Origin of the sequence: Kitasatospora sp. NPDC058063, assembly GCF_042885395.1 — a bacterium.
GTDB classification, from domain to species: Bacteria; Actinomycetota; Actinomycetes; order Streptomycetales; family Streptomycetaceae; genus Kitasatospora; species Kitasatospora lactacystinica.
The window spans coordinates 126036-136660 of the sequence record NZ_JBHVSD010000027.1 but is presented as its reverse complement, the minus strand read 5'-3'; the positions used below and the strand labels follow the sequence as shown (position 1 = coordinate 136660).

Annotated in this window: 6 protein-coding genes; 4 read left to right on the top strand and 2 right to left on the bottom strand. The window is 73.0% G+C overall.

The features are described 5' to 3' along the window. Positions 1–139: 139 nt before the first annotated feature. The 3 genes from ACFVUY_RS35390 (at position 140) to ACFVUY_RS35380 (ending at position 3087) form a co-directional block, all read left to right on the top strand. Positions 140–1465, top strand: coding sequence for a hemolysin family protein (locus ACFVUY_RS35390; RefSeq protein WP_359915475.1), 1326 nt, complete (start codon positions 140–142; stop codon positions 1463–1465). Between the two features lie 75 nt (positions 1466–1540). After that, positions 1541–2536 carry a tryptophan--tRNA ligase gene (gene trpS / locus ACFVUY_RS35385; protein ID WP_380542986.1) on the top strand — a complete coding sequence of 332 codons (996 nt, stop codon included), beginning with the start codon at positions 1541–1543 and terminating at the stop codon, positions 2534–2536. Next, a complete protein-coding gene (locus ACFVUY_RS35380; RefSeq protein WP_380542974.1) occupies positions 2533–3087 on the top strand; it encodes a 2'-5' RNA ligase family protein in 555 nt (184 codons plus the stop codon). Before trpS ends, ACFVUY_RS35380 begins: the two co-directional genes overlap by 4 nt. Positions 3088–3118: 31 nt before the next feature. Here ACFVUY_RS35380 and ACFVUY_RS35375 read toward each other — a convergent pair whose 3' ends face one another. Then, entirely contained in the window at positions 3119–5650 is a 2532-nt protein-coding gene (locus ACFVUY_RS35375) for a CDP-glycerol glycerophosphotransferase family protein (RefSeq protein WP_387693194.1), read from the bottom strand. Between the two features lie 247 nt (positions 5651–5897). Next, positions 5898–9470 (bottom strand): CDP-glycerol glycerophosphotransferase family protein, encoded by a 3573-nt coding sequence (locus ACFVUY_RS35370; RefSeq protein ID WP_387693196.1) that lies wholly within the window; start codon positions 9468–9470, stop codon positions 5898–5900. Between the two features lie 134 nt (positions 9471–9604). Between ACFVUY_RS35370 and ACFVUY_RS35365 the strand changes: the two genes are divergently transcribed. After that, positions 9605–10603, top strand: a complete 999-nt coding sequence (locus ACFVUY_RS35365) for a glycosyltransferase family 2 protein (RefSeq protein WP_387693198.1) — start codon at positions 9605–9607, stop codon at positions 10601–10603. Positions 10604–10625 lie beyond the last annotated feature (22 nt).

Here is a 10625-nt window from a genome sequence, read left to right as displayed (position 1 = left end):
CCGGGGGGCCCGGGGGGGGCCCACATCCGCCCCCCCCCCCCCCGGGTCCGCCGGCGCCCCGCCCGTACCCCCCCGGCCGGGGGGGGCCCGCCGTCGTGTTCAGGTCCTCGCGGCAGCGGCGGTCCTACACTGGCCCGCTGTGAACGAAACACTCGGGGACGCCGCGCTCGTCCTCGTCTTCATCCTGCTGGGCGGGTTGTTCAACGTCGCCGAGATCTCGCTGATCTCGCTGCGCGAGGGCCAGATCCGGACGCTGGAGGGGCTCGGCACCCGGCGCGCGGCGCGGGCCGCGCACCTGGCGGCCGACCCCAACCGCTTCCTGGCCGCCGTCCAGGTCGGGGTGACCTGCATGGGCTTCCTGTCGGCCGCCTTCGGCGCGGACACCCTGTCCGGCAAGGTCGCCCCGCTGTTCGTCCGGGCCGGGCTGTCCGCGGGCGTGGCCGACGCGGTGGCCCTGGTCGGCCTCACTCTGGTGATCAGCTACGCCTCGCTGGTGCTGGGCGAGCTGACCCCCAAGCGGATCGGCCTGCAGCGCGCCGCGTCCATCTCGGTCATCGCCGCCCCGGTGGTGGACGTGATGTCGGTGGTGCTGCGGCCGGTGATCTGGCTGCTCGGCCACTCCACCAACCTGATGGTCCGGCTGCTCGGCGGCGACCCGGCGGCGGGCCGCGGCTCGATGAGCTCCGAGGAACTGCGCGGCCTGGTCGCCGCCAACACCGAACTCGGAAGCGACGAAAGGGCGTTGATCGCCGATGTGTTCTCCGCCGGAGAGCGTCAGCTGCGCGAGGTGATGGTCCCGCGCACCGAGGTGACCTTCCTGGACGCCGAGCGCCCGCTGGCCGCCGTGCGGCACCAGGCCGACACCTCCCCGCACTCGCGCTACCCGGTGGTCGAGGGCAGCGCCGACGCGGTGGTCGGCTTCGTCCACGTCCGCGACCTGTACGGCGCGCGCGGCGAGCAGGCCGTCAAGGTCCGCGACCTGGCCCGCCCGGTCAAGCTGCTGCCCGGCACCAAGCTGGTGCTGGAGGCGATGGGCGAGATGCGCCGGGAGGGCCACCACCTGGCCATCGTGGTGGACGAGTACGGCGGTACCGCCGGGATCGTCACCCTGGAGGACCTGGTCGAGGAGGTGATCGGCGAGATCCGGGACGAGTACGACCGCCCGGAGGCCGCCCCGACCCGCCGGCTGGCCGGCGGTGGCGTCGAGCTGGACGGTCTGCTCAACCTCGGCGACTTCGCCGAGGAGACCGGCGTCTCCCTGCCCGAGGGTCCGTACGAGACGGTGGCGGGCTGCCTGGTCGCCGCGCTCGGCCGGCTGCCCCGGGACGGCGACCAGGTGCGCGTTCCGGTCGAGGGCGGCGGCGGGGTGCTGCTGACGGTGGCCAAGGTCGAGGGCCGGCGGATCGCCCGGGTCGGGGTGAGTGCGGTCACACTGGCCGAACCTCCGGGGGCGGAGGTTTCCTGAGCGAGCGGTGGAACTGGAACAATGGCGCGCATGGTCAACGCAGCGGTCACCGGTCCGGCCAAGGACCGTCCCCGGGTGCTCTCCGGCATCCAGCCCACTTCCGGCTCGTTCCACCTCGGCAACTACCTGGGCGCGGTGCGCCAGTGGGTCGACCTGCAGAAGGAGAACGACGCCTTCTACATGGTCGTCGACCTGCACGCGATCACGGTGCCGCAGGACCCGGCGACGCTGCGCGAGAACACCCGGATCTCCGCCGCCCAGCTGCTCGGCGCGGGCCTGGACCCGGACCACTGCACGCTCTTCGTCCAGTCGCACGTGCCCGAGCACGCCCAGCTCGCCTGGGTGATGAACTGCCTCACCGGCTTCGGCGAGGCCTCGCGGATGACCCAGTTCAAGGACAAGTCCTCCCGGTACGGCTCCGAGAGCACCACGGTCGGCCTGTTCACCTACCCGATCCTCCAGATCGCGGACATCCTGCTCTACCAGGCGGACGCCGTCCCGGTCGGCGAGGACCAGCGCCAGCACGTGGAGATCACCCGCGACATCGCCGAGCGCTTCAACTCGCGCTACGCCCCCACGTTCACGATCCCGAAGCCGTACATCCTCAAGGAGACGGCGAAGATCATGGACCTCCAGGACCCGGGCATCAAGATGAGCAAGTCGGCCTCCTCGGCCAAGGGCCTGGTCAGCCTGCTGGACGAGTCGAAGGCCAGCGCCAAGAAGTTCAAGAGCGCCGTCACCGACACCGGCACCGTCGTCTCCTACGACGAGGAGGAGAAGCCGGGCGTCTCCAACCTGCTGCGCATCCACTCCGCGCTCAGCGGCCGGTCGGTGGACCAGCTGGTCGAGCACTTCGAGGGCAAGATGTACGGCGCCCTGAAGACCGAGCTGGCCGAGCTGTTCGCCGAGTGGGTCACCCCCTTCCAGGAGCGCACCCGGGTGTTCCTGGACGACCCGGCGGAGCTGGACCGGGTGCTGGCGATCGGCGCCGAGAAGGCGCGCGCGGTGGCGTCGGTGACGCTGGAGACGGTGTACGACCGGATCGGCTTCCTTCCGGCCGCCAAGCGGTGACTCCCCTCACGCACCTGCCCGGTGGTGGCGACCTCCCCGAGGTCGTCACCATCGGCGTGTCCGTGAGCGTCCCGGACCCGTACGGCACGGCGGTCCAGGACGCCCGGGCCGGGCACGGCGATCCGCTGGCCCGGTCGATACCCACCCACGTCACCCTGCTGCCGCCGACCGAGGTGCCCGCCGAGGCGCTGCCGAAGATCGAGGAGCACCTGGCGGCGGTGGCGGCCGCGCACCGCCCGTTCCGGATGCTGCTGCACGGCAGCGGGACCTTCCGCCCGGTCTCCCCGGTGGTGTACGTCCGGGTCGAGGAGGGTGCCCAGGAGTGCCGGCTGCTGGAGGCGGACATCCGCTCCGGCCCGCTGGCCCGCGAGCTGGCCTTCCCGTACCACCCGCACGTGACGGTCGCCCACGGACTGTCGGACGACGTGCTGGACCAGGCGTACGAGCAGGCGCGGGACTTCCGGGCGGACTTCCCGGTGGAGGGCTTCGGCCTCTCCCGCTTCGGCGCGGACGAGGTCTGGCGGCCCTGGCGGAGCTACCCGTTCGGGTGAACCGGGGCGTCTGCCGGCCCGGACTTCCCGCCTACCCGCCCAGCCCCGCCGCCCGGCCTCCCAGGCCGCCGAGTTCGAGCATCCGGTCGACCACCCGGCGGGCCGCGCGGCCGTCGTCCAGGGCGCAGTGCTCGGCCCGGAAGCGCCGGTAGCGCTCGGCGTAGCCCGGCGGCGGTCCGCCGTCGCCGTCGGCGAGTCCGCGCAGTGCGCCGAGCAGTTCGGCCGAGGTCGGCACCAGCGGGCCGGGGGCGTTCGCCTCGAAGTCGAAGGAGAAGCCGCGCAGGGTGTCGCGGTAGTGCTCCAGGTCGTAGGTGAAGAAGTACATCGGACGGCCGGTGATGGCGAAGTCGAACATGATCGACGAGTAGTCGGTCACCAGGACGTCCGCGACCAGCAGCAGTTCCTGCGGGTCGGGGTAGTCCCCGCAGTCGTACAGGAAGCCGTCGCCGGCGCCGGGCAGCGGTTCGCGCACGTGCGCGTGCGGGCGGACCAGCAGCACGTGGTCCGGCCCGAGCAGGCGCCGGGCGTGGTCGAGGTCCAGCCGCAGGTCGAGCCGGAAGCCCTCGCCGTCGCCGCGCTGCTGGTCCTCGCGCCAGGTCGGCGCGTACAGCACGATCCGCCGGCCCTCGGGAACGCCGAGCCGTCGGCGGACGGCGGCGACGGTCCGCGGGTCCGGTCGGGCGAGCACGTCGTTGCGCGGGTACCCGGACTCCAGCAGCTCGCCGGCGTAGCGGAAGGCGCGCCGCAGGATCGGCGTGGCGAACGGGCTGGGGGAGAGCAGCAGGCTCCACTGCGGCGTCTCCCGGTCGAGCGCCGCCAGGTAGCCGCGGTCGGCCAGCCAGGGGCTCTCGACGTCGTGGGCGATCCGCTTCAGCAGGGAGCCGTGCCAGGTCTGCACGACGACCTGGCCGGGACGGCGCTCCAGGAAGTCCGGGAAGTGGGTGTTGCCGACCAGGTACCGGCAGGTGGCCAGCGCGCGGTACCACTCCGGGCTCCAACTGCGCACCGGGACGATCCCGGGCGGCAGCTCGGCCTGGGCGTCGTCGACCACCCACAGGTGCTCCAACCGGGCGTCGCGGCGCACGAGTTCGGTGTGCACCGCGCGCGGGGAGTCGGCGTAGCCGCGGCCGCCGAACACGTCGTACAGCACCGCCTCGCGCAGCGGCGCGCGGCGGGCGGCCGGGTAGTGCTCGGTGCGCAGCCGGCGCTGCGTCCAGGCGCTGCGCTCGGTGGCGGTGAGCACCGGGGTGGAGTCCACCACCAGGGTGTCGTGCCACCGGCGCTGCAGCAGCACCCGCTTGCCGCCGGCGGTGGTGGCGGCGGGGACGGCGGACAGCGCGGCGGGGGCGGCGAGCAGCGGCCGGCCGTCCCCGGGGCGGGCGACCGGCTCCAGGGCGGCCTCCCAGACGCCCTTGCGCAGCGGCAGCGCGACGCCGTCCGAGCCGGTCCGGGCGGCGGGCACCCGGACCCGGAAGCGGCCGTCCGGGCCGGTGGCGACCGGGGTGCGGACCTCGCTCGCGGAGCCGGTGTGCCGCAGCACCAGCTGCAGCCGGTCCGCGGCCGGGTCCGGGCAGCGGCCGGACAGTTCGAAGCCGCCGTCCCGTACGGCGATCCGGTCGACCAGGCCGGCCGCGGGCTGGACGCAGAGCTGGAGCCGGCCGTCGGCGAGGTGCTTGAGGTAGAGCACCCGGTCCGGGGCGCCGGGCAGCGGGTGCTGGCCGGCCACCGGGCCGCCGCGCTCGTCGAGGCAGAGCTGTTCGGTGCCGCCGTCGGGGCGCAGCAGTTCGGCGTCCCAGTGCTCCAGCCTGCCGCTGCCCCGCCCGTCGGCGGTGAACGGCCGGTACGGCACCCGGACGGTGAAGGTGTTGCCGGTGCGGGCGAGCGGCTGCTCGACCACCGCGTCGCTCTCCCGGTGGCGCAGCCGCAGCACGGTGCCGGAGGGGCAGGCGTCGGCGACCCCGCCCAGGTCCAGGCCGCCGGGGGCCGGGGTGGCGCGGGTGATCCGGACGGCCGGGCGCTCCAGCCGCAGCCGCAGCCGGCCGTCGGCGAAGAACGGCTGGAGCCGGACGCCGTCGTCCACCCAGTGGGCCGGCGGGTACTCGCCGGAGCCGCACCAGTGCGGGGCGAGGGCGCCGTACCGGCGGCGCACCCGGGCGGCGCGGGGGCGGGTGAAGAGCGTGGCCTCGATCCGCCAGTCGCCGAGCAGCCAGTGGTCCCCGCGGCGGAGCCGGCCGGGTGCTATCAGCGCGGTGAAGCCGGACCAGTCGTGGTTGTGCTCGGGCTGGGCGCTGTCGTCGGTGACCTCGGGCATCCGGCGGGGGCGGGAGCGCAGGTGCAGCGGCGGCTGGGACCGGTTCTGGTGGCGCAGGGTCAGCCAGGTCCAGGCGGAGCCGGGGCGGGCGGTGTCCTGGCCCTTCGGGCGGGCGAAGCCGGTGAGCTCCAGGCCGCGGCCGTGCCAGTGGGCGCGCAGCAGCCCGAAGACGACGTCCTCGTCCTCGGCGGGGCGGCCGGCGGTCACCCGGGGGGCGGCGTGCGGCAGGACCAGCCGCGTGAGCACAGGCATGGCGGTGGGAGCCCTTCGGAAGGGAAATCAACATCCCATCCAGAAATGGCGCCGGGGTCAATTGCACGCTTTTTCGAATGCCCCGGGGAATGCATTTCCGGGAACGCCGGTTCGAATGCGGATCCGGTGTTCCGGTCCTTTCCGCCGGGCCCCTTCGGTCCCTTCCGCCCGGGCGCACAGGTGCCCGGAAACAAGCAGGCGCCCGGCACCGATCGGTGCCGGGCGCCTGCCGGAGCGTGCGCGGCGGCTACTCCTTGCGGAGCATCGCGTCGACCACCCGGGCGGAGGCCTTGCCGTCGTCCAGGTCGCAGTACGCCTCGCGGAACGCGGTGGCCCGGTCCGCGTACTCGGCCGTGATCCCGTCCACCCGGCCGAGCACGGAGACGAGCTCCTCGGAGGTGGCCGGCATCGGGCCGGGCGCCTCGGCCTCGAAGTTCAGGCTGAAGCCGCGCAGGTTGTCCCGGTAGTGCTCCAGGTCGTAGGTGAAGAACACGATCGGCTTGCCGGTCGCCGCGAAGTCGAACACGCTCGCCGAGTAGTCGGTCACCAGCACGTCGGCGATCAGCAGCAGCTCCGCCATGTCGGGGTAGCTGCCGACGTCCCAGATGTAGCCGTTGCCGGCGCCCGGGATCTGGCCGCACATCAGGTGGTGCCGGCGCACCAGCAGCACCTGGTCGTCACCGAGCGCGGCCCTGGCCGCCGCCAGGTCGATCCGCAGGTCGATCTGGTAGCCGTCCTGCGGCCGGCGCCGGTCCTCGCGCCACGTCGGCGCGTAGAGCACGACCTTCTTGCCCTCGGGCAGGCCGAGCCGCTCCCGGACCTGCTCGGCGGTCTTCTCCCGGTCGGAGGCGAACAGCAGGTCGTTCCGGGGCGAGCCGCTCTCCAGGATCTCGCCCTTGAAGTCGAAGGCGCGCCGCAGAACCGGGGCCGACCAGCGGTTGCCGGCCACCAGCAGGCTCCAGTTCGGGACCTCCCGGGCCAGGCTCTTGAGGTACTTGGAGTCGGTGAACCAGACCTTCTCGAAGTCGAAGCCGATCTGCTTCAGCGGGGTGCCGTGCCAGGTCTGGACGACCACCTGGTCGGGACGGCGGACGAAGAAGTCGGGCAGGTGGGTGCTGGCCACCACGTACTTGGCGGTGGCCAGCGCCTCGTACCACTCCGGGCTGCGGTACCGCAGCGCGGTCGCGCTCTGCGGCAGCTCGGCCTGCATGTCGTCGTTGCCCCACAGGTGCTCCAGCGGCAGGCCGCGGCGGACCAGCTCCTCGTGGACGGCCCGGGGCGAGCCGGAGTACGTGCCGTACTTGCCGGTGTGGTACACCACCGTGTCGCGCACCGGCAGCCGTCGGGCGGCCGGGTAGTCCACGCTCTGCAGCTGGCGCTGGCGGAAGCCGGCCCGCTCCTCGGGCAGCAGCACCGAGTCCGATTCCAGCGACAGGCCGTCGTGGTCGCGGCGCTCCAGCAGTATCCGCTTGCCGCGGGACTCCACCACGACCGGCAGGACGTCGAAGCAGTCCGGGGTGACCAGCGCGGCGGCGTCCGGCAGTTCGGGCACCTGCACGCCGACCGGGCGGAAGACGACGTGCCAGGTGCCCCGGGAGAGCGGAACCCGGCCGGCGAAGGAGGCGGTCGGCACGGCGGGCAGCGCGGTGCGGAACCGGCCGTCGGAGATCTCCACCGGGTAGGCGTGCTCCTCCTCGCGCCACTTGTGACGGACCACCAGTTCCCAGCGGTGCGCGCCGGGCAGCGGGAACGAGCCGCTCAGCAGGAAGCCGTCGGCGCCGCGCGAGGACACGTCGTCCACCAGTGGCTGGAGCACCTGGTCGGTGAACTGGAGGTGCCCGTTGGGGGAGGGCTTGGAGTAGAGCGCCCGGCGCTCGGCCACCGGGGCCTGCGGGTTCAGCGCCAGGTGCAGCCGCTCGGGCGCGTTGCGGTCGTCCCAGGCCAGCGGGAGGGTGCTGCCGTCGGCCAGCAGCAGGGAGCCGTCCCAGTGGTCGCGGCTGCGCTCGGCGGCCACCGGGTCCAGCTCGGCCCAGGCCTCGCGGACGGCGGTCAGCTCGGCGACCGGGGCGAGCGCGGTGAACGGCTGGAGCGAGCCGACCGGGGCGCCCAGCTCCAGCGGGAAGGTCACGTGGCGGTCCGACTCGACGTGGGTGAGCCGCAGCCGCGCCCCGGCGAAGCTCGGGCCGGAGCGGGCCGCGCCCGAGACCTCCAGCCGGTCGCCGTGCGCGGCCAGGCCGGTCACCCGGGCCTTGACCGTCTCCACCCGGAGGTAGACGAAGTTGTCCCGGATCCACGGCACGATCCGCACGTCCGGCTCGACCCAGTGCGACGGGAGGAACTGCGCGCTGTCGCTCCACCCGGCCGAGATCCGGCCCTTGTAGACCCCGCCCTTGCCGGCGCCGGCCACCAGGACGCGCCAGTTGCCGTCCTTCCACTGGCCGCGGTGCCGGAGCCTCTTCGGGTCGATGGCCACGTTGAAGCCGGACCAGTCGCAGCTGTACAGGTCGTGCTGGCAGCTCGCGGTGGCCTCGGGGCTGTACGTCGTCCTCATCGGCACCGCGATGACCCGGCGGCCCTTGGCCTCGCGCAGCACCAGGGTGCGGACCATGTCGTGCTTGCCGGCCGCGCCCAGCTGCTCCGGGTAGGCGTGCCCGGTCAGCCGCAGCTTCCCGTCCTCCCAGACGCTCCGGTACAGCCGGCTGCGGATGACCAGCGAGTTGTCCAGCTTCAGCACCCCGGCCGGCACGCTCTTGCGCCCGCCGCGCAGGAACGGGTAGTCGGCGTACGGGCGCAGCAGGCCGCGGGCCTGGACACCGCCGCCGCTCTCGCGCTCGTACGTGATCTGGTCGACCAGCTCGTCCATCCGGCCCGACAGGGTCAGGTGGTACTTCAGCCGCACCGGCGCGCGCAGCCGCCCGACGTGGTCGGAGCCGATCGCCCGGAGCAGCCGGCCGACGTGCTGGAGGTAGGCGTCCCGGTAGTCCTTGTCCCCCTCCACCAGGGACGAGAAGAACATCGGGATCTCCTCGACGAGGGTGTTCTCGTCGTAGGAGCGCAGGTACTCGGCGAAGCGCGGCTCGGTCTGCTTCATCAGCCAGGCGCGCACCAGCTCGACCGAGGCGACCCGGTCGATCAGGCCCTTGGGGTTGGTGCGCATCTGCGTGATCGACATCTCGCCGACCTCGCGCTCGCGCCAGTGGTAGATCGGCTCGGAGAGCACGTCCACGCTCTTGGCCAGGTAGTGGTGCGGCACGCTGACCGGCGCGTCCTCGTACAGGATGCCCTCGGGGTAGAGCAGGCCGGCGCCGTCGAAGAACGAGCGGCGGTACACCTTGTTCCACGCGGTGCGGTCGGTGACCAGCGCCGGGATCTCGGTGATGTGGGTCTTGAGCCTGGTCTCCTTGAACGGCTTCAGGTGGCCGCCGGACTGGTAGTAGCCCACGGCGCGGAAGCGCAGCACGTTGCCGGTGCAGAAGTCCGAGCCGGTCTCGTCCAGCGTGTTGATCATCAGCTCGTACGCGCTCGGCGGCATCGAGTCGTCGCTGTCCACGAAGCACAGGAACTCGGAGTCCGGGTCGATGTGCCGGATGCCGGTGTTGCGGGCCGCGCCGAGTCCCTTGTTCACCTGCCGGACCAGCCGGAACCGGGAGTCCTCGGCCGCGTACGCCTCGGCGAGCGCCGCGCTGCCGTCCTTCGAACCGTCGTCGACCATGACGCACTCGAAGTCCGTGAAGGTCTGGGCGGCGATCGAGTCGAGGCATTCGACGAGGTAGCGCTCGACGTTGTAGATCGGGACGACGATGGAGAGGCGGGGAGCCATCGGCTACGCAGGCCTTTCTCTGGAGGAGCGTGGCAGCCCGTACGGGGCCTGGCCGCACTTGGATCGGTGCGTACGTGCGCCCCCGATCCTACCTCCGGGGACCTCGCCCACCCCGGGACCACTACGCTGGGTCCGTGTCCCGTTTCAGCGTGATCGTCCCCGTGTACCAGGTCCAGGACTACCTCTCCGAATGCCTCGATTCGGTACTCGGCCAGGACGGCCCGGACTTCGAACTGATCGCCGTGGACGACCGCTCCCCGGACGGCTGCGGCGCCCTGCTGGACGAGGCCGCGGCCGCCGACGCCAGGGTCCGGGTGCTGCACCTGCCGGAGAACGTCGGCCTCGGCCGGGCCCGCAACGCCGGCCTGGAGGTCGCCACCGGGGACTACGTGATCTTCCTCGACAGCGACGACACACTCACCCCCGGATTGCTGAAGGGCATCGACGAGCGGCTCACCGCCACGGGTGACCCGGACATCCTGGTTTACGACTACGCCCGCACCTACGCCGACGGCCGGATCACCCGGGCCGCCTCCGCCCACGTCTTCGGCGCCGCCTCCCCGGACGTCTTCGACCTCGACGCCCGCCCCGACCTGCTCGACCTGCTCCAGGTCGTCTGGAACAAGGCCTACCGCCGCGGCTTCATCGCCGAACAGCGGCTGGTCTTCCCGGCCGGCTACTACGAGGACACCCCCTGGACGTACCCGGCGCTGCTCGCCGCCGCCCGGATCACCCTGCTCGACCAGGTCGGCGTGCACTACCGCCAGCGCCAGGAGGGCGGCAACATCCTGGCCACCGCCAGCCGCAAGCACTTCGACGTGTTCGCCCAGTACGACCTGGTCTTCGCCTTCCTCGACCGCCGCCCCGACCTGGAGCGCTGGCGCCCGGTCGTCTACGGCCGGATGCTGCACCACCTCAACACCGTGGTCTCCAAGCCCGGCCGGGTCCCGTCCGGCGACCGCCGCGAGTACTTCCGCCGGGCAGCCGGGCACTGCGCCCGGCTGCGGCCGGCCGGCTACCGGCCGCCGGCCGGCGTGGACGGCGTGCGCACCGAACTGCTCAGCCACGGCCGCTACGGGGCCTACCAGGCCGTCCGCGCCCTCGCCAAGGCCCGACGACTCGTCAAGCGGTAGCCGCGGGGCGTCCTGCCGGTCC

Excerpts from the sequence above, each read along its gene's own strand:
- ACFVUY_RS35375 (WP_387693194.1), bottom strand. The coding sequence starts at position 5,650 with ATGCCTGTGCTCACGCGGCTGGTCCTGCCGCACGCCGCCCCCCGGGTG.
- ACFVUY_RS35370 (WP_387693196.1), bottom strand. The coding sequence starts at position 9,470 with ATGGCTCCCCGCCTCTCCATCGTCGTCCCGATCTACAACGTCGAGCGC.